Origin of the sequence: Legionella yabuuchiae (genome assembly GCF_900640115.1) — a bacterium.
GTDB lineage: Bacteria > Pseudomonadota > Gammaproteobacteria > Legionellales > Legionellaceae > Legionella_A > Legionella_A yabuuchiae.
Genome location: NZ_CAAAIW010000025.1, coordinates 1 through 20,719, shown reverse-complemented (window position 1 = coordinate 20,719; position 20,719 = coordinate 1). Strand labels below are relative to the sequence as shown.

Here is a 20,719-nt window from a genome sequence, read left to right as displayed (position 1 = left end):
AATTACCGTTACTTAGTATAGAATACTGAATCTATAATTTACAAGCTAGCCACTCAATGAACTATATGCTAAACAATCAGTATCGTAAATTCCGAATTTACAAGAGAAGAAATTTAAAATTTGATTTCATTGCAGCCATTGTGGTTTTTTTAGTTGCAATTCCTTTATGTTTAGGAATCGCGCTTGCTTCTGGCGCTCCGCTTTTCTCTGGAATTATTAGTGGAATCGTGGGTGGAATCATTGTGGGAATGCTCAGCGGTTCTCATGTTAGCGTGAGTGGCCCGGCAGCAGGAATGGCGGCCGTTGTGCTGGCTGCCCTTTCCCAACTTGGAGATTTTAACACGTTTTTGTTAGCACTAACTTTGGCTGGTGCCTTACAAATCATCGTCGGGAGCTTACGCGCAGGGTTTATCGCAGATTATATTCCATCAAACGTAATACAAGGCCTGCTGTGCGCCATTGGAATTCTGCTTATCATTAAACAATTACCTTTAGCATTTACCCTATCCTCTAGCCTTGCAGAACTGAAGCAGAACTTACTGGAAACCACCGAAGGAATCAGCATCCACCCTTTATATGAGTTGTCTTATCATATAAACAGCGGCGCTTTAATCATTTCTTTGACCTCATTGGCCTTACTGATTTATTTCAGCAAAACCAAAATTAGATTTCTAAAGGTTATTCCAGGACCCATCGTCGTCGTCATTATGGGTATCATCTTAAATGAATTGTTTGTGTTAACCGACTCCTATTTGGCTCAAAATAGTCCGCAGCTAGTGAATATCCCTGAAAATGACGGCATTGCCGATTTCTTTTCACAACTCAGTTCGCCAAACTGGGCGGCATTCACAAACCCAAAAGTTTATTTGTACGCTTTTGTTTTAGCTACCGTTGCCTCCTTAGAAAGCTTACTAAATATTAAAGCCGGTGAGCGATTGGACAAAAAACGTCGTTATTGCTCTAAAGATCGAGAACTCGTGGCTCAAGGTTGCGGTAATCTTGTCTCCGGTCTTATCGGTGGTATTCCTATTACTTCCGTCATTGTTCGCACATCAGTTAACATCCAAGCGGGAGCGAAAACAAAAATCTCATCCATTTTGCATGGATTTTTTATTCTGTTTGCGGTGATGTTGATACCGCAGATGCTAAACAAAATCCCTCTTTCATCCTTAGCGGCAATTCTTATTTATACGGGTTATAAATTAACCAATCCAAGAATTTACTTAAATATTTACCGACAAGGCTGGGATCGATTTATTCCTTTTATCACCACGTTAATTTGCATTGTCGTCTTTAATTTACTCGCAGGCATCTTAATTGGACTGTGCGTCAGTTTGTTTTATATATTGAAATCAAACAGCCAAGTTCGTATTGACATTATTAAAGAACGTTATCCGAATGGAGTTATCAACCGCTTGATATTGCCGCAACAAACCACCTTTCTTAATAAAGCTTCGTTGGTGGCTGAATTAGATTCTATTCCAAGAAACTCACAGTTGATTATCGACGCACGCTATTCCGATTATATTGATAAGGAAATTATTGAATTTATAAATGACTTTAAATCCGAACAAGCGCCTCATAAACAAATTGCTTTAAATCTTATCGGCTTTAAAGATCACTACGATATTCACAATTACGTTGATTTTATTAATGTAACGACTTATGACGTCCAATCGATGCTAACACCACAACGAGTGTTAAACATTTTAAAAGAAGGTAATCAGCGCTTCTTAAATGATACTTGTATTCATCGCAGCGTCAAAGTGGATGTTAAAGACACCGCATCCACCCAACATCCTATCGCGGTCGTGCTGGGCTGTATCGATTCCCGCGTACCAGTTGAAACTATTTTTGACATGAGTTTTGGTGATCTATTCTGTATACGCGTCGGAGGGAATGTTATTAACCCGGATGTGTTGGCTTCTATGGAGTACGCCTGCCATATTGCTGGAGCTAAATTAATTGTTGTACTGGGCCATACTCGCTGCGGAACAATTCAAGCGGCATGTGATCACATTCAGGAAGGCCACATTACTCAGTTGCTCGCTAAGATTGAACCGGCCATTCAAGCTGAACAAGTCTCTACTTATAATCGTACGAGTAACAATATAGATTTTCTTCATAACGTTACCGAGCTAAATATTGCCAACACCCTTAATCAAATCTATAAAACGAGTAGCATTTTAAGGAACCTTCTTGATCAAAAGGCAATTGGTATGGTCGGAGCGCTCTATGATGTAAGCAGTGGCGTCGTTCACTTTAAGGATTTCTCTAGAGAGGTATTGCTTCTTAATAAAAAACAGGGCGAACCTCTAGCACCCCATTTGCAACAAATTATCGAATACGCTAAAAAAGATGCAAAACGAAACGAGCCTAAAACATTAGAAGCAGAGGCATTAAATTAGGGCGAATTCACGTAAATTATAAAAATAATTCAGGAGAATATATGCGAGCGTCGCAATGGTTACACGCCACCGTCAAAGAAACCCCCACTGACGCTGAAATCGTTTCCCATCAATTGATGATACGCTCAGGCATGATTCGCAAACTCGGATCTGGCCTTTATACCTGGATGCCAACGGGTTTGAAAGTCTTACAAAAGGTAGAACAAATTGTCCGTGAAGAGATGAATCGTACTGGGGCTATGGAAATGCTGATGCCCGCCGTTCAACCTGCGGAACTTTGGCAAGAAACCGGGCGCTGGGAAACCTTCGGCGGACAATTATTGACCATGAAAGACAGCAGTGGGCGTGATTATTGCTTTGGTCCCACTCATGAGGAAGTGATTACGGACATCATGCGGAATGAATTGCGCTCTTATAAACAACTTCCCGTTAACTTTTATCAAATTCAAACCAAATTTCGTGATGAAATCCGGCCTCGATTCGGAGTAATGCGCGCGCGCGAATTTCTCATGAAAGACGCTTACTCCTTTCACCTGGATCAAGACTCGCTGCAAAACACTTATGAGGCAATGTATGATGCTTATTGCCGAATTTTTGATCGATTGGGCCTAAAATACCGAGCCGTAGAAGCCGATACTGGAGCTATTGGCGGATCAGCTTCGCATGAATTTCAAGTTCTGGCAGAATCAGGAGAAGATTTAATTTTTTACAGTGATCACAGCGATTATGCTGCGAACATTGAACAAGCAACAAGCCTCACTCCTCCTAAAGCCACTCAAGTTTCCTCGAGTCCTATAGAAAAAGTAGCCACACCTCATCAGAAAACCAATCGTGAGGTTGCCGAATTGTTAGATATTCCCGTTGGGCAAACGGTTAAGACATTGGTCGTTCATGGCAAAGAGCACCCCTTGGTTGCTTTAGTGTTGAAGGGCAATGATGAATTAAATGAAGTAAAAGCCGCTAAACATCCTCTTGTTCAGTCGCCTTTAACCTTTGCAGATGAAAAAGACATTTTAAATACTCTTAAGGCACCGGTAGGATCCATTGGTCCAGTTAAGTTATCGATTCCAGTTATCGTCGATCATCATGCCATGGCGTTAGAAGAATTTGTCTGTGGAGCGAATGAATCAGGATATCATTATCGTCATGCTTCTTGGGACCGTGATGTCCAACCTACCGATATCTATGACTTAAGAAACGTTAAAGTCGGTGATCATAGTCCCGACGGCCAAGGTACACTGCTTGCATGCCGAGGAATTGAAGTAGGCCATGTGTTTCAATTAGGGGATAAATATGCCAAGGCAATGAAAGCGTCTGTAGTCAATGAAGAAGGACAATTGCAAACCATGTTAATGGGGTGTTATGGCTTAGGAATTTCTCGCGTGGTGGCGGCCGCCATTGAACAGCATCACGATGATCGCGGCATCCGTTGGCCTACTTCTATTGCCCCATTTCAGCTAGTCATCATCCCGATAAATCATCATCGTTCACTTGTCGTTAAAGAAAAAGCAGAAGCGTTATATCAAGATTGTTTGGATAAGGGCATTGATGTAATGCTTGATGATCGTAATGAACGAGCGGGAGTTTTATTTGCCGATAATGATTTAATGGGTATCCCGCACCGCATAGTGGTGAGCGATAAACAGTTAGAGGCGGGAGTCATTGAATATAAAGCACGTCAAGATGAAACGAGTAGTACTATCCCACTTAATGAGGTTGAGTCGTTTTTAAATAAGCTTCGTTAAAACGGGCCTCCTCAACTGATCCTTCTTCATCCTAGAATGGAGAAGGTGAAGGAGTGAGGGTTTCGAGCGCAGTTGATTTGAGTTTCATTGATAAGTCTTAGCTAGCACTTCTTTGACTTCTTTCTCACCAAATGGAAGCTTTTTCTCTTGAGCCCATAGGGAAAATGTCTGCAACGATTTTTTTGTCGCTTCAGCGTCTTCATCTTTTCGCCACAGAGCATGAGCTACAGTTTGGGGATTAAGTTTTTTAGACCGAATTCCTTTTAAAAAACTTGGCATTTGAGAAGTTTCAGGTGATAAGGCAGAGCCTTGGGAGCTTGAAGCGATAGAAGTTGGCGTTGATTCAGTGAAAACTTCATTGGAATGTGTGGATGAAAAACTGCCTGAAGCAGATGTGTGTAGGCCAGGCAATTCTTCGATAGAGAGTTCTGTACAATCACTTACTGATCCTAAAGTGCTCGCAACGCCTTCATCGGCCATCTGTGATGGTTGCTCTATTTCATAAATACAGTTCTGAATCAAGTTATCTTGCTGAGAGAGGGCCCTCTCTTTAATAGCCGTAATCGTCTTTTGATACCGGCGATTCTCTGCTGCAAAACGTTGTTCATTTTGATTGATCATTATTCCAGAAGAAACGCCGCCAACAACAAGCGCTGTAGCTGCAGCAGCAATAGCAATACCTATAGGCGCAAGAACTCCCGTTAGTGATAACGCGACGCCAATGCCTACCAAAAGACCAACCAATAGCCCTTTACCTAAAGCACTTAGGTTTCGGCGTAAAAAGGTTTGCTTGCTGATGGTTGGTGATTCAATTGCTTTTAAGTGCTCACGTAGCTTGTTAATTTGGTCAGGAATTTGAGTGGTCAACTGCTTATATGAAGGAACTGATTGCAGACTCACATGTTTTTCCATTGCGAACAGTTCTACCTTCGTGGCTTTCGTTGCCGTTTCTTTAATAAACGCTTTCATGGCTTGTCGGAGTTGTACTGGCGACGATTGTAAATCCGTCGTTAATGCTTCCAAAAGCGTATTTAAATAACGTTCATACCGTTCATCTTTGAAAAAATGAATATCTTTCTCGATCGCTTGGTTTATTCTTGCGGATAATGTTTCGCGTTTATCTTCATCAGCCAAACCCAACAGCAATCTTAACTCAGCTTGTTTATAGTCACGATTATCAATATTTTTTCCTGTAGGAATTCGCTGTTCTAATGCACGTAACGCTTCTGCATTAATCGAGCCATCAGGATTGAATATGACTGAAATTAGATGAAATATCTTATCATTATTAATGGCTTGCCGAAGCCCACTTGAAAACGAATCAAACCCATCCACAACTATTTCAGATTGCCCCTTGCCCGGCACAAAATTATCAGTTGCAAAGACCTGGACTGCGCGATCCTCAGGTGCCGCTGTTGCATTTTGCAAGGTTGTAATAATCCAGCCTTTTTCTTTTTTATCCGGCGTTAGATCATTAAGTAAGGCCACCAGTGAAAATCCAGCCGGTTTGCCATCGGCATTGATATAAGAAAAACTTAAGATTACTTGTACTTTGTTTAACTCATTAATTAGATCAGGATTATTATTGATTAATGGCATACTCAGATAATATTTGTAAATCACTTCACCCACTATGCCCCCCGTGAAATTACCTTGGGTATAACCAGGGTACACACCAGGCGCTAATTTAGATCCATAGGGAGATGTTGCCACCCAGAATGATTTTAGATCCTCCACGGTTTTACCACCAAAATCAACGTAACTGGTTCTAGGTAAATCTTTTTTTATGACGCTTAAAAAATTATTAAGCATCGTTCTTTGCTCTTCTGAATATAGCGCTTCATTCTCTGGTAAAGCATCAACCGCAGGATTCAGATAAAGAGTTTCTGGTAGACCAAATGTTTTAGGAACCTGATCGTACGTAATTTGGTACTTTTTTAATTTCGTAACCATGGAAATTGCTCATAAAATGATATTGTTACACATATTAATAAGTATACAGAGGGATTCTTAACGAAATATGAAATACATTTGTACATTTTTTGTGCTAGGTTAAATTAGGACATTCCTAATTGGGTAACACGCTATCCAATAATTTACGAGTATAAGGTTCTTTAGGGTTTTGAAATACTTCATGGGAAGGGCCTTCTTCAACTTTTTTACCTGCTTTCATCACAAACACGTCATCAGCAAGATAAGCAACAATCGCCATATTGTGGGTAATAAATAAATAAGACAATCCTTGCGCATGCTGTAAGTCCTTCAAAAGATTGATAATTTGAGCTTGTACAGAGATATCAAGCGCGCTGGTGGGTTCATCGCAAATGAGAAGCTCAGGTTCCGTTGCCAGAGCTCTTGCGATGCAGATTCGCTGTCGTTGGCCGCCAGAAAATTGGTGAGGGTATCGCGACAAGCAGTTGGAAGGAAGATTAACTTGCTCTAGTAAGGTTAACTGTTTTTTCTTAATCTCTCGTTGTCTAAGACCTTGTGCACGCATGCCTTCCGCTAAGATTTCATCAATAGTCCATCTCGGGTTCATGGAAGAATAGGGATCTTGAAAAATAATCTGTACTTTTTTACGAAACTGACGCAATAAATGGCCTTTTAGATGCGTGGCGTTTTGATTCTGAAAAATAACTTCTCCAGAGGTAATAGGCTGCAACTGCATAATCGTTCGAGCAATCGTCGTTTTTCCACAGCCCGATTCACCGACTAAAGCTAATGTTTTGCCCTTTTTGATTTGAAATGAAACCCCGTCAACTGCTTTAAATAAAACTCGATTTCCTTTTAAAACACTGCCTGAAACAAATTCAACGACCATATTGTTAACTTCAAGAATGGTTTCATCATGATTCTTATGTTCTGACCAAGTTTCTTTTTTTTCAGGCAAATCTGGTGGACTAGTGCGTTCTGGATAAAGATGACAGCGCACCGATCGTTTCTCAATCGGTTGTAACGCTGGTTCAATATCCGCGCAAGGCTCAAACACATGGACACAACGAGGATGAAAACGACAGCCCGTAGGCATCGCATCTAAAGATGGTACGGATCCTTTAATGGTATGCAATCGCTGTCCGCGCTTTGCAATGGAAGGCACGGATACCAATAATTCTTGTGAATAAGGGTGCAGCGGCTGTTTAAAAAATTCGTTTACCGTCGCTGTTTCAACAATTTGACCTGCATACATCACGCACACGCGATCGGCGGTGGCCTTCACCACCGTTAAATCATGGGTGATGAGCAGCAAACTCATTTGATGACGTTTTTGTAATTTTTTTAATAAGGAAAGAATTTGCGCTTGAATGGTTACATCAAGGGCCGTTGTTGGTTCATCGGCAATTAATATTTCAGGATTACACGCTAATGCCATCGCAATGACAATCCGCTGCTTTTGACCGCCCGATAGTTGATGAGGATATTGTTTGAGCCTTTGCTTAGGAAGTGGCATTTCAACTTCTGTTAATAACTCAACCGCACGTTTTTGTAGCTCGGATTTACTTAAGGACTGATGCTGTCTTAAGGCTTCCGTTAATTGCTGACCGATGGTTAGCACTGGATTGAGCGCGGTCATCGGCTCTTGAAAAATCATTGCGAGCTTTCGACCGCGAAACGAACGTATGCGTTGTTCCGGAAGATTTAGTAAATTAACCCCATCGCAATTAACTTCACTATGCTTACCGTAAACACCATAAAGTGGTAAAAGACGCATTAAGGCCAGTGAGGTCAGTGACTTCCCGCATCCTGACTCGCCAAGCAATGCGAGTGTTTCACCAGGATAAAGCTCAAACCCCACGTCTTCAACTGCAACGATGGTTTTTTTCTTGGTTTTAAACCCAACGCTTAATCGTTTTATCTCAGCAGCATGGTCCATTGATTTAGAGGGGTCAAAAAGAATGAGTACACTTTAGCAAGGGACAAAGGATGATTCAATGCATACTTTGTTTCCCAAGGGTTGATTTTTTTGCTAGATGGCCCGAATAAATCGGGCCACTTAGAGAGAAGGTTATGAACAACGCAAGCCGTTTAAAACTATCAAAGAAGAAAAGCGAACATTCGGTGAGTTAAACATTAAACCGAAAATGCATAACATCGCCGTCTTTCACGATGTACTCTTTACCTTCCAAGCGTAGCTTCCCAGCTTCTTTAGCCCCTTGTTCGCCTCGACATGCAATAAAATCATCGTAAGCAATGACTTCAGCACGTATGAATCCTTTTTCAAAATCGGTGTGAATCACACCGGCGGCTTCGGGGGCTGTCGCGCCTTGTTTGATGGTCCAAGCCCTGACTTCTTTAACTCCAGCAGTGAAATACGTTTGTAATCCAAGGAGCTTATAGCCTGCACGAATCACTCGATGCAAACCAGGTTCACTTAACCCGAGATCGTGCATGAATTCGAGGCGTTCTTCTTCATCAAGTTCGATAAGTTCAGCTTCCGTGGCGGCGCACAAAGCCACCACTTCGGCCTGCTCTTCCAATGCTAATTCCTTCACACGATTTAAATGAGGATTATGTTCATAGCCATTATCATCTACGTTTGCGATATAAAGTACGGGTTTTGCAGTTAATAAAAATAATCTTCGGCAAACACTAACCTCGTCGGGCATTAATTCTAATGTTCTTACAGGATAACCTTCATCAAGATGGGCTTTTATTTTTTCTAAGGTTGTCTTTTCAAATTGCGCTTCTTTATTGCCACTTTTACTTAACTTTAAAGCCTTATTCAGCGCTTTTTCCACGGTTTCCATATCGGCTAAGGCAAGCTCTGTATTGATGACTTCAATATCATCAATCGGATCCACTTTCCCTTCAACATGAACCACATCTGAATTATCAAAACAACGGACCACATGCGCAATGGCATCGGTTTCGCGGATATTAGCTAAGAACTGATTGCCTAGCCCTTCGCCGCTAGAAGCCCCTTTTACAAGCCCCGCAATATCCACAAATTGCATCACCGCAGGTACAGTTTTTTGGGGAGTTACGATTTCACTTAATGCATTTAAACGAGGATCAGGGACGGTAACCATACCCACATTCGGTTCAATTGTACAAAAAGGATAATTAGACGCCTCAATTCCGGCTTGGGTTAGCGCATTAAACAGTGTTGATTTACCAACATTGGGTAGCCCTACAATACCGCATTTAAATCCCATAAAAACCTCTATAAAAAATGAATTCGCGCATTTAATCACCTACATTGAGATGATTCATCGCTTTAGCTATATTACCAGTTAAAAGAGTTGGTATTTCATCAATGGCCCGTTCAATTGCTTTGAAAATCGCCTCGCGCTCGTTCGAACTTGGCTTGCCTAACACGTAGTTCAATACAAGCTCTTTATGGCCAGGATGACCGATTCCGACCCTTAAACGATGAAAATGGTTGCTGCCTAATTGTTGAATCGTATCGCGCAATCCATTATGACCGCCATGCCCGCCCCCTGTTTTTAATTTAAGGCGACCCGCTGGCAGATCCAACTCATCATGCGCCACTAAAATTTCTTCGGGTTTGATGCGATAAAACTGTGCAACGGCTCGTATAGGCAACCCGCTATGATTCATAAATGTTAAGGGCAATAGAATTTTACAGGTGTTATTATTCAGTTCGAGCTGAGCTAATTGACTATGTAATTTTTTTTCAAGTTTGAAGGTAAGATTATAGTCGCTCGCTAATTGTTCGGCAAACCAGCCGCCTGCGTTATGGCGGGTTTGAGCGTAAGAGGCCCCTGGATTTTGTAAACCGACAATGAGCTTGATGGCCATGAATTAGTGACTTGTGATTTTTTTAAATAAACATTTGGGTTGAGCGACAACGCTCAACCCAATGAACATTACTCAGGTTTTTCTTCGCCTGATGCTTCACTTTCTTCACCAGCTGGTTGAACTTCATCAGACTCAGACTCAGGAGCTGCTTCAGCTTCTTGAGTCTCTTCTTCTGGAGAAGGTTCTCTCTCAACACGTGGTTCGTGAATACTAACCACAGCATGATCATGCCCACCCTCGGTTGGATCAATCGATAATTGAACCGCTTTTGGCAGTTTTAAGTTAGACAAGTGGATTACATCGTCCATTTCCATATCAGCCAAATCAACTTCAATGTACTCGGGAAGATCTTTTGCTTGGCATCGAACTTCAACCTGATTCATCGTATGAGAAACCAAACCGCCAGCTTTAACGCCTTTGGCTTTGTCTTCGTTTATAAAATGGATAGGAACCATTTTAACAAGTACGTCTTTTGCGCTGACGCGTTGTAAATCCATGTGCTGAATAATTGGCTTATAAGGATGGCGTTGCAAATCTTTTAAAATCACTTTTTCTTTTTTGCCATCTATTTTTAATTCAAACACACTAGAAAAAATGCTTTCGGTTTCAAGGGCCTTAAGCACTTTATTGTGCAACAAATGAATTGATTGTGGCTCTTTATCACCGCCATAGATGATAGCAGGCACTTTATTTTCTTCACGACGTAGGCGGCGGCTCGCACCTTTCCCTATGTCGTTTCTGGTTTCTGCTTCTAAAATAATTGTTGACATTATATAAGTCTCCGTAAAAAAAACATATCCCCAAAACACCTTGCGACCAGGTTAGGCGTGTTCTCTATTCACTTCTCAACGCGAACGTTTTAATAAAAGAATACGCCCCTAAAGGGGTAGATTCTGCTAAGCCCGAGCTTTACAGACTATTAATTGAGGAAATCCTCAAATAACAGTGCGCGGAGTATACAATATTTTAAATACAACTTGAAGTCGTCACGGTATTTTTATAGAATGTGCTCCTTTATTGAACCCATAAACGCCAATCTGGCGAGTTGGAGAATGAATTATGTATGCGGTAATTAAAACAGGCGGTAAACAATATCGCGTTAAAGAAGGCGATGTACTAAAAATTGAACAACTCACCGCTGATGTTGGAAGTAATGTACAATTTAATGAAGTGTTAATGTTAACCGATGGTGATAAAGTCACTTGCGGAACTCCTTTGGTTGACAAGGCTGAGGTTCAAGCTGAAGTCATGGAGCATGGCCGCCATAAAAAGGTTAAAATTATTAAATTTCGTCGTCGTAAGCACCACATGAAACAAATGGGTCACAGACAGTACTATACTCAAGTTAAAATAACTGGTATTAAGAAGTAAGCGCAGCCCGAATTTTATTAATTTTTGGTTTGCCCGTTTAAGAGGACATTGAAATGGCACATAAAAAAGCAGGCGGTAGTACGCGTAACGGCCGCGACTCGAATCCAAAGTATCTTGGGGTTAAACGCTTTGGTGGTCAAATGGTGAATGCAGGCGAAATCCTTGTTCGTCAAAGAGGAACGAAATTCCATGCTGGAGAAGGCGTAGGGCTAGGTCGTGATCATACCCTGTTCGCATTAGTATCTGGTCTGGTTCGATTCACTACCAAAGGCGCACAAAACCGCAAGTTCGTTATGATTGACCCTGTTGCTGGTGAAGCCAACGAAGGCTAATCGCATCTAACCAATTATTCTATACTTCGCTTCGCACGGTCATAATATGCTTGGCTATAAACAGCACATGATCGCGCGAAGATTGACGATTGTCGAATTATGGCAATGCAACCTCCTATAAGATAACCTGTCTAAGAGCCTAAACCATGCGATTCGTAGATGAAGCAACCATTAAAGTTGAAGCCGGCAAGGGCGGTAATGGCTGCCTGAGTTTTAGACGTGAAAAATACGTTCCTCGCGGCGGGCCCGATGGTGGCGATGGCGGTGATGGAGGTAGCGTTTACTTAGAAGGAAACCGCGATTTAAATACCCTGGTTGATTTTCGTTATCAGCGCCAATACAAGGCTGAAAATGGTGAAAACGGTATGGGTGGAAACTGTACTGGTAAAAAAGGCAACGATCTCATTATTCAAGTTCCTGTTGGCACCATGATCTTTGATGTGGAATCCGACGAACTTTTAGGTGATATCAAACACCCTGGCGAGCGCATTTTAGTCGCTCAAGGTGGTTTTCATGGTCTGGGTAATACTCGGTATAAAAGCAGTGTCAATCGAGCACCTAGGCAGACTTCTCCTGGCACGCCTGGCGAACTCAGACAACTTAGGCTCGAGTTACGGGTATTAGCCGATGTTGGCCTCCTTGGATTACCAAATGCTGGCAAATCAACCCTAATCCGCGCTGTGTCAAGCGCCAAACCCAAAGTAGCTGATTATCCTTTTACCACCCTTCACCCTAATCTCGGCGTTGTCCGCGTTTCTCCGCTTAAAAGTTTTGTGATGGCGGATATCCCAGGACTGATTGAAGGAGCAGCAGAAGGCGCAGGCTTAGGACATCAGTTTTTGCGCCATTTATCTCGAACCTGTGTGTTATTACACGTAATTGATGTTTCTCCCGTAGACGGAAGTGATCCCGTAGAATCTGCAAATATCATTTTATCGGAGCTAAAAGCATTTGATCCTGCGTTGTTAAACAAGCCCCGCTGGTTGGTATTAAATAAAATCGACACAATCACCGATAAAGAAGAACTTAAAAACCGTATCGATTCCATATGCGCTGGCTTAAATTGGCAAGGAAAAGTGTTTCCTATCTCTGCTGTTACCAAAGCTGGTACAGAAGCGTTATGTTACGCCTTAATGCAGCTGATTGATGAGATGAAGCAATCGGAAGCATAACCATTCTGTCGCATACTCTAAGACTAAAGGACTTCGGTAAGGGATTTCATGCGTTTCACTGCCCTGCTGGCCATCATTTTGATACTTAATCGTTACTTGCGTGATTGGAGTCGATACCCCCTCCCAATACTCCTGTAAACCCGTAATATAAAAATGTAATTTTGAGGCCCGTTCGTGAAAGGTTAACGTTTGATAATTGTCAGGACGCTGAAGTGCTATTTGCAGGGATCCACCGGTAGCATCGTCTAGAATTTCAATCGTATCTCCAAGCTCAACAATGCGTTGTCTTAATAGCTCTGAAGCCCGATATTCGGGCGGAGCGATAATATAGTCTGTAACCATCGGATCAATGAGCGCCTTGACTGCTTTTACCTGCTCTTGGTGGCAACGGATTTTAAATTCAACATAAGGAACATCTAAGCGATATCCTACGTCGCAATCAATCCCTGCGATAGCTTTTTCAAGCTGTTCAGCAATTTCACTCTCAGCGACACCAAACAACCGCCATTTTAGTAATGTTTTGGCTTTATGCTTGTTTTTTAACAGATCTGGCAACACAAACTGCTCAAACATTGGCAGGCACTCTCGAGGAGGGCCGGGGAGAAGAACAAAGCATTTATGAGGCGTTGCGAGCTTTCCCCCCATAGCCGTGCCAAAAGGATTTGGTAACAAGTTCATTTCGCTCGGGAAAAGAGCTTGCTGACGGTTTCCCGAATTCATCGTCAAATTAGCCCGAGAAAGAATACCTTGTATATGTTGCAGAGCCTGTTCGTGTTCTACCAAATCCTGCTGTAAAAAGCGAGCCAGCGCAAAACGCGTTCGATCATCCGATGTCGGTCCTAGCCCCCCTATTAGAATCACTGTATCGGCGCTCTGGGTTAAAAAACCAAGACATGCCATGATTTCATGCTCTTCATCTCCACACGTCAGTTGTAATCCTGGGGTTAAACCATCTGTAGCAAGACGATGAGCTAGAGCATGGCTATTGGTGTTTAAGGTATCACCTGTGATAAGTTCATCTCCAGTCGCTAGAATCGCAATGCTCATGGTAACTGTTCTCCATTCATAAGCTGAATATCACGTACACTTTCTACATGAAGCGCACCAGGAGTAAATCGAATTCCCCATAAAGCGCGCACAGGCACCCCGTAAATATAACGTGCATCGACAACGACCAGCGGCTCATCATAAGCTTTTATTAAATACCCCTCTGTAAACCAATCAAAGATTTTAAAATCTCTAGCCTGATGGCCTGATTGATAAATCGTTTGCGAAAGCTCCGATCGCTTAAACGCGGGATAAAGCCTTACAGATCGCACTAAACTCTCTGAAAAAATCGGGGTGATTACTTCCGCCAATAAAATTTTATCCTGAACAAACCCCGCTCCTCTCCAGTGTGTTGAACTGGCTAACGCCGGAAAGACACGCGCTTTTGTCATATTGAGATGATGGGTTTCGCCATAAGATTCCAAGGCTATTATCGCTCGATGATGTTGTAATATGGATAACAGTATAAACAACAACGCTAGTCCTAAACCATATAAAACGCCTTTGCGATCATTAAAAACATGAGTCCAAACCACACCCAATACTAAAGGAAACGTAAAGAACGGATCTATAATGGAAATAAAATCCCAAGCGTAACGATGGGTAGAAAATGGCCAAAATAACAACGTTCCATAACTGGTGCAAGCATCCAAAATAGCGTGAGTTGCGTAACCAATGAAGGATGCCAAAAACGTTAGTCGCCAATGCACTCTAAAACGAGAAAACAACAAAAAAAATAATCCAACGATTAAGGCTCCTATAGGTATAAACAACAAGGAGTGCGTAAAATGGCGGTGATAAATTAAAAAGAGCATGGGATCATTAGACGATCGGATCAACAAATCCAAATCGGCCGCCATGCCTGCAACGGCCCCGACAATCCAGGCATTTTTTTTATCATAAGGGTGTAATATGGCTTCTGAACAAGCCGCTCCAAGCGCTCCCTGCGTAATGGGATCCATTATTCAGCCCGGTGAAGGGTAATCTGAGGATAAGGTATTTCGATATGTTCCTCATCAAATCGTTGTTTGATTTGATCATTTAATTGGTTTCTTACATTCACGAACTTTTTAGTGTCTGCCCAGGCCATGAACTTAATTTCAATAGCTGAGTCGGCAAAATTATTGATCACTGCTTGCGGCATAGGATTCTCCAAGACCTCTGGGTTATCATGAGCCAATTGCAGCAGCACTTTTTTTATATGTTCTATATCACTGTTATAAGAAACACCAATCAAAATATCAATTCTTCTCGTTTTAAAATAACTCATATTAATAATTTCAGATTTCACAATCGTTTCATTAGGTATACGTATTCGCATATTATCTGGCGTTTGAATCTTTGTGGAAAGTAAGTCAATGGAATCAACGGTACCAAGAAGATCTTTAATTTTAATGGTATCTCCTACTTTAAAAGGACACTCAAAAATTAAAAAAATACCACTGACTAAATTCGAGGCAGCCGTTTGCGACGCAAAACTCAATGCAACCGTAAATACCCCAGCCGCACCCAATAACACCGTGAGCTTAAATCCTAATTGCTGTAAGGCTGAGAAGACAAATAAAAACAGTAGTGCGTAAAAAATTAGTCGTCTAGTGATTAAGGCTTGGTGACGTGAGAAACGCTTAGTAACGGCTCGTTCTACCATTGAACTTACTTGTTTTGCAACGATTAAGCCTATGATGAATAACGCCAAGGCATAAAACACGCCTAGCCAATTAATATTAGATAAATATTCCATCAATGTTCCCCAAACCTCATCTATAGGATATTTGTTAATAAACGTTAGCCATGAAGTCTATTTATAATAGGCTTCAATTATTTTTATACTTCAACTGGTGATGTTGTTTGACAAATTCTATTGGGTTGTTGAGATTGAATATTGTGATAATTTAGAAAATGCTGTAAATCCTCAGGGGTTCCTAGCCCCCACATTTTATCAACAGCATAACTTTTAAATTTTAAACCATTAGCAATAGCTTCGTTATAGACCGGTGCCACATAAAATTCATTGTTCACACGTATATTTTTAGCTATCATCTCTTTGGCATAACGAACATAATCACACCCTCTCGTCCAGTAATAAATTCCTGCCGTTGCTTGATTAGAAATCACCTCTTTCTCACGTAATAATGAGACATTACCATACTCATCAAGTCGAATGTAACTCCACTTAGGGTGCTTACTTTCAAATGTTAGAATGCCACCGTCAATGTGAGGGGCGTTCATAGCGTGAAAAAAAGCACCGCTTTCCCATTCAATGTATTGATCTGAATTTGCAATCAACAGTGGCGAGTCATTGTCAATATACTGTTCTGCTAGAAGCGTACTGCAACAGGCTCCTTCTGTGACGCCATCGGTGAGGATTATTTTGCAGCCAGGAGCTATGATTTTAAGCATAGACTCAAGATTATAGGTTTTATAATGATCGCGACGGACAACAAAAATAAAATTGGCAGAAACATTTAAATTTTCTACCACCAATTGGATCATTGGTTTCTCGCCAATACAGATTAAAGGTTTAGGGAATGTAAAGCCTGAATTAATAAAACGACTTCCAGCTCCTGCCATGGGAATTAACACATTCATCGCTTCATCCGTCCATTTTGCCGAAATCACTTCTTTTTGCATATGCTCATATATTCTGGCAATAGAAACGTCGGCAGGACTTTTTACCGCGCATAAATTTGCGCCTGAAGAAATGGCAGCAGTGCGGCCAACATAAGAATCTTCAACAATTAAGGTTTCTTTGGGTAAGACTTTTTCTTTAATCATGGCTAACCAATACATTTCAGGATGGGGCTTAGGAGAATTGACGTCCTGATTGGAAATAAAGAAATCTACATACTGCATTAATTCCATTTTAAGCAAAATTTGCTTAACCGTCTCACGAATAGAGTTAGAACAAACATAAATCTTAAAATTATCCTGTTTTAACTGTTTAAAAACTCTGCTAATTTCTGCATCAGGCGCGATGAGTTCATCAATTACCTGAAAAGTTAACTGTTGTTTTTTTTCCCAGATGTCGGCATGAAGCTTAGGGTCTAGTCCTAGAGTCTCACTTAATAAACTAAGCTTGCGTTTGGTGCTTAAGCCATCAAATAATTGTAAATGAGCTTTTGGTGATATGACAAAACGTTCGTCAACTTCCGCTAATGCTCGATTTAAAGCCACATAGTGATGCTCACGGGTGTCAACCAATACGCCATCTAAATCAAAGATTACAAGTTTAATATTCATAACTCAACTCCTAAGTCAGGAATTAACGTTCGGCAATGTTTCATAACCCGTGAAGCTTGAGGAGGTAAACTCATATAATCCCCATAAAGCTGCTGTAAAATGACTTCAGAACGATTTGGAATATTAAATTGATTATCTTCAAAATTGGCTCGTTTTAAAGGATATATATCTTCATAACAAACCAGATTCGTGTTAACACAATCATAACCATAGCCCAGATATGGAGTTTCTAGAGATTGAGCTTCAGTAATAATTGCATTTAATTTTTTTTCAAGCTGTGACTTGGAAAAAAAACGAGACAAAAAACGATACAAACTTGCATAATGCCCGCAACTCTTCCTACTGTATTTGTGCTGCAATAAACGAAGTAATTTTTTGGCTAAAAATTTTTTGGACGTTCTTATTTTTTGATCATTTGACATTTTATCATAAACAAATACATCGATGAAAATACCTTTCTGATAGGGCTCATTGCCAGTTTCGTGCATTTCGATAAAAAGGCTATTGCAATCACGAATTTTTAAAGGTACAGATAAATTAAAATAACCGGGATCGCTTTGGGCTGTTTGCAGCCACATATGATTTGGCAGCTCTTGGGGGGCAATATTTAAAAAAGCTTCATAACTTTCCCGTGGCATGGATATATCCAAGTCATCATCCCAGGGAATAAAACCTTGGTGGCGTATGGCGCCCAACAGTGTGCCGCCTTCCAACCAATAATCAAAACCATGTTTGCCGCAAATAGAATCTATTGCTTGAAGCATCGTAATCATCTTAAGCTGAGCTTTCCGCAAACGTCCATCTTGCATAGCAGTTGACGCTGAGAAAGATGCTTGAGTTTCATTAAGACTCACAATAACTCCATGCAAATATAAAAATCGAACCATTATAAAAGGTACAAGCATGACAAAACAAGGAAAACGTATCACTAACTTCTGTACATGACAAAAAACCTGTCATGCCCGCGCAGGCGGGCAACCATCCATCAAAATAATCCGATGCCCAAATCAAGCCACTGGGGGTTGTTTTGCTCGATAAGGTTTATTTTCCATTGTCGGTTCCACTTCTTGATGCGTTTTTCTCTGGTTATTGCTTCGTAGACATCAGAATGAATTTCATAATAAACCAAATGATGAACGTTGTACTTTTTAGTGAATCCTTCAGCCAAGCCTTCCTTGTGTTGCCAAATGCGTTGCACAAGGTTACTTGTTATGCCGGTATATAGAGTTCCATATTTTTTACTGGATAATAGGTAAACCTAATATTGCTGTTCTTCCATTGTCCATCCTGGTTGGTTGCTAAAAAAAATTACTTCCTGCCGGATCATCGTTATTTTTCCATAAGATAATCCGCTGCTACCAGCCACTCACAAAAAACAATTTAAAAATAAATCCTGCTATTTGATGGTAATCCAAAGGAAATTCGGAAAAAAATCGTTGTATTCTACGGTGCCTTGACGCTTGAAGGGCGTCACTGAATACAACACAAGCCAATTGGTTTAAATTAACTGTACGCGAAGCAAGCAATGCAAGCAACATAGTTACAAAACATGTCATTCTCGCCTTGTTCCAGCCAAAATACATATTTAAACGATCCTTCAACTCGCTGATACACTCTATATACCCGTAATCTTTCAAAATGCGTGATTTATGCTTTTTCTTTTTCGCCCTGCCGCATTTTAAAAAACTCGCAAGGGAATGAGCCATTACTCGCTTTTTAAAATGCGGCAGGACAAAAAATAAAGGCGCCTAAAAACACGCATTTTGAAAGATTACGGGTATATAACCTCCTGTTGACGATCGAGATTATATGATTTTCATTCTATGGCAGCGAGTTATCTTAAGTTACTTCTGTGCCAAACCAGAAATGGTTGCCCGCCTGCGCGGGCATGACAGGTTTTTTGTCATGTACAGAGATCACTAACAGAAAAACGTTTAAATATCGCTGATTTAAAGAGATGTTGAAATGGAGAAGAAAAAGGCAGGATTTTTTGACTTTTTAAAGTCCAGCGTTAATGGTGTAGTTCAAACAATCATCATGGCTTGGTAGCAGCGGTTAATCTTTTCAGCAATACCTAAATCTCGACTAACCGCTGCTACCAAGCCATGATGATCAATAACTTCGGTCGTGATATCTGATACCTGTTGCAATGGCATCCTGCATTCCTTGTGTAATAAAAAAATACAAAAATACCAATTCGCTGGCCAATATGCTAACTGAGCAAAAATCAACCATTAATGCTATTATTTATAATAAAGAAAAGGACTATGATGCATGGAAAGCAATAGTATTACGCTCCAAAAAAACAGTTGTTTTATAATTACAGCATCTGCAATTGTTACCATTTTGGTAGCACTGTCATCGTTTATTAATTCATTATTTAATTTCAACTTGCTAACCAATTTTCCATCCTTCTGGTTCAATATAAGTATAAGTTCAGCCGTTTGTTTTGTTTTTTCTGGACTCGTACTGTTGTTTATAGCTAGTAAAAACCGTGGATTTATTACTGATGTTATCTCCTATACCCTGACAATTTTCATATTGCTAATAAGCGGCTTGAGTAATCCATTAATGTTAAAAGTTATTGGTTTATTTAACCAAAACCCATTCAACGCGGGACAAATGGCATTGACTGTTGCAATTGCTTTCTTGCTTGTCGGGGCTTCATTTGTATTGATATTAAAAAAATCAAAATCAATTTGGCTGATCCAGATTTTTACCTGGTTCATTATATTAATAACCCTTATTTCTGCATTTAATTATCTATATGGCGCAGATCCTGCATCTGCTTTTGCTCGATATACAACAATGTCTATGCAAAGCATGTTTTTATTTATATTAATCAGCATCAGTATTTTACTAACAAATATAAAGTCAGGCATCGTTGGCACCATACTTAGGAGAAATAGGACTTTTTTATTAATGCTCTGGGTAATACCAATCTCAATTGTTATTCCAGCCTTATTAATTCAAATAGGATTTCTCTTAGAAAATAGCAGATTAATTGATCCAGTTGGTATGCGGGTTCTGAGGCACACAACACTTTTTGCAATAATTGGAATTATGGTTGCTCTAATCGCAATAATTCTTAATCGTAAAGAAAAAGAACTTAAAACAGCTCAATCTGAAATCATACAAAATGAATTAATATTTCACCAATTTGCAGAGAACATAGAAATTGTCTTTTATACAAATACACCTGATTTAAACAAAGTGCTCTATGTCAGCCCAGCCTATGAGAAAATTTGGGGGAAAACTAGCGAATCACTATATAAAAATCCAAACGATTGGTTTGATGCCATTATTCCTGAAGATAAGAAAATGGCCTACGAAGCTTTTTTTGTAGGAATGCAGCAAGGAAAGGAAAAGGCTTCTGCTGAATTCCGCATCAAGAGACCAGATGGTGCAGTAAAAAATATATTTTCGAGAATCTATCAGGTTAAAGATGAATTGAATCAGGTTTTTGCAATCGTTGGTATCGCAATTGATATGACTCAGATTACATTGGAAAAAAGATACAAACAAATTCAACATGATCTCTTAAACGATAAAGCAACTTTTCTTCTGTAAATTTCTCTACTCTTTCCGGTATACCCAACGCAAGAGGTCAAATTCTTGCGTCACCCAATAATAACACCTGTTAG

Annotated in this window: 17 protein-coding genes and 1 pseudogene; 6 read left to right on the top strand and 12 right to left on the bottom strand. The window is 40.5% G+C overall.

The window, feature by feature from the left end; all coding sequences use genetic code 11:
* Window positions 1-65 precede the first annotated feature (65 nt).
* Both E1O47_RS09600 and E1O47_RS09595 read left to right on the top strand, forming a co-directional pair.
* Window positions 66-2,408 carry a bifunctional SulP family inorganic anion transporter/carbonic anhydrase gene (locus tag E1O47_RS09600; protein ID WP_479724352.1) on the top strand — a complete coding sequence of 781 codons (2,343 nt, stop codon included), beginning with the start codon at window positions 66-68 and terminating at the stop codon, window positions 2,406-2,408.
* Window positions 2,409-2,449: 41 nt separating this feature from the next.
* Entirely contained in the window at window positions 2,450-4,153 is a 1,704-nt protein-coding gene (locus E1O47_RS09595) for a proline--tRNA ligase (RefSeq protein ID WP_133131041.1), read from the top strand.
* Between the two features lie 84 nt (window positions 4,154-4,237).
* Here E1O47_RS09595 and E1O47_RS09590 read toward each other — a convergent pair whose 3' ends face one another.
* The 5 genes from E1O47_RS09590 to E1O47_RS09570 form a co-directional block, all read right to left on the bottom strand.
* Entirely contained in the window at window positions 4,238-6,106 is a 1,869-nt protein-coding gene (locus E1O47_RS09590; protein WP_133131040.1) for a hypothetical protein, read from the bottom strand.
* 115 nt (window positions 6,107-6,221) lie between these two features.
* Window positions 6,222-8,024: an ABC transporter ATP-binding protein gene (locus E1O47_RS09585; RefSeq protein ID WP_133131039.1), complete on the bottom strand. Its 1,803-nt coding sequence runs from the start codon at window positions 8,022-8,024 to the stop codon at window positions 6,222-6,224.
* A 190-nt stretch (window positions 8,025-8,214) separates the two neighbouring features.
* Window positions 8,215-9,306, bottom strand: coding sequence for a redox-regulated ATPase YchF (gene ychF / locus E1O47_RS09580; RefSeq protein ID WP_133131038.1), 1,092 nt, complete (start codon window positions 9,304-9,306; stop codon window positions 8,215-8,217).
* 31 nt (window positions 9,307-9,337) lie between these two features.
* Window positions 9,338-9,913: an aminoacyl-tRNA hydrolase gene (gene pth, locus E1O47_RS09575; RefSeq protein WP_133131037.1), complete on the bottom strand. Its 576-nt coding sequence runs from the start codon at window positions 9,911-9,913 to the stop codon at window positions 9,338-9,340.
* Window positions 9,914-9,981: 68 nt separating this feature from the next.
* Entirely contained in the window at window positions 9,982-10,683 is a 702-nt protein-coding gene (locus E1O47_RS09570) for a 50S ribosomal protein L25/general stress protein Ctc (protein ID WP_133131036.1), read from the bottom strand.
* A gap of 289 nt (window positions 10,684-10,972) precedes the next feature.
* Between E1O47_RS09570 and rplU the strand changes: the two genes are divergently transcribed.
* The 3 genes from rplU (at window position 10,973) to cgtA (ending at window position 12,788) form a co-directional block, all read left to right on the top strand.
* Window positions 10,973-11,284, top strand: a complete 312-nt coding sequence (gene rplU / locus E1O47_RS09565; RefSeq protein WP_133131035.1) for a 50S ribosomal protein L21 — start codon at window positions 10,973-10,975, stop codon at window positions 11,282-11,284.
* A gap of 53 nt (window positions 11,285-11,337) precedes the next feature.
* Entirely contained in the window at window positions 11,338-11,616 is a 279-nt protein-coding gene (gene rpmA / locus E1O47_RS09560) for a 50S ribosomal protein L27 (RefSeq protein WP_133131034.1), read from the top strand.
* Window positions 11,617-11,762: 146 nt separating this feature from the next.
* Window positions 11,763-12,788 carry an Obg family GTPase CgtA gene (gene cgtA, locus E1O47_RS09555; protein ID WP_133131033.1) on the top strand — a complete coding sequence of 342 codons (1,026 nt, stop codon included), beginning with the start codon at window positions 11,763-11,765 and terminating at the stop codon, window positions 12,786-12,788.
* Here cgtA and E1O47_RS09550 read toward each other — a convergent pair.
* The 7 genes and pseudogenes from E1O47_RS09550 to E1O47_RS12540 form a co-directional block, all read right to left on the bottom strand.
* Entirely contained in the window at window positions 12,747-13,835 is a 1,089-nt protein-coding gene (locus E1O47_RS09550; protein WP_133131032.1) for a competence/damage-inducible protein A, read from the bottom strand. The two genes, cgtA and E1O47_RS09550, sit on opposite strands and share 42 nt — an antisense overlap.
* Window positions 13,832-14,797 (bottom strand): metal-dependent hydrolase, encoded by a 966-nt coding sequence (locus E1O47_RS09545; protein ID WP_133131031.1) that lies wholly within the window; start codon window positions 14,795-14,797, stop codon window positions 13,832-13,834. Before E1O47_RS09545 ends, E1O47_RS09550 begins: the two co-directional genes overlap by 4 nt.
* Window positions 14,797-15,576 (bottom strand): mechanosensitive ion channel family protein, encoded by a 780-nt coding sequence (locus E1O47_RS09540; protein WP_133131030.1) that lies wholly within the window; start codon window positions 15,574-15,576, stop codon window positions 14,797-14,799. The genes E1O47_RS09545 and E1O47_RS09540 overlap by 1 nt, the downstream gene beginning before the upstream one ends.
* Window positions 15,577-15,659: 83 nt before the next feature.
* Window positions 15,660-17,075: an HAD-IA family hydrolase gene (locus tag E1O47_RS09535; protein WP_133131029.1), complete on the bottom strand. Its 1,416-nt coding sequence runs from the start codon at window positions 17,073-17,075 to the stop codon at window positions 15,660-15,662.
* Complete coding sequence (locus E1O47_RS09530) at window positions 17,072-17,929, bottom strand: LicD family protein (protein WP_242602093.1); 858 nt, start codon at window positions 17,927-17,929, stop codon at window positions 17,072-17,074. The genes E1O47_RS09535 and E1O47_RS09530 overlap by 4 nt, the downstream gene beginning before the upstream one ends.
* Window positions 17,930-18,060: 131 nt before the next feature.
* Window positions 18,061-18,354: pseudogene (locus E1O47_RS09525) on the bottom strand (GIY-YIG nuclease family protein).
* Between the two features lie 745 nt (window positions 18,355-19,099).
* A complete protein-coding gene (locus E1O47_RS12540; protein ID WP_165475095.1) occupies window positions 19,100-19,231 on the bottom strand; it encodes a DUF4277 domain-containing protein in 132 nt (43 codons plus the stop codon).
* A gap of 118 nt (window positions 19,232-19,349) precedes the next feature.
* Here E1O47_RS12540 and E1O47_RS09520 point away from each other — a divergent pair, with 118 nt between their 5' ends.
* Window positions 19,350-20,645: a PAS domain-containing protein gene (locus E1O47_RS09520; RefSeq protein WP_133131028.1), complete on the top strand. Its 1,296-nt coding sequence runs from the start codon at window positions 19,350-19,352 to the stop codon at window positions 20,643-20,645.
* Window positions 20,646-20,719: the final 74 nt, after the last annotated feature.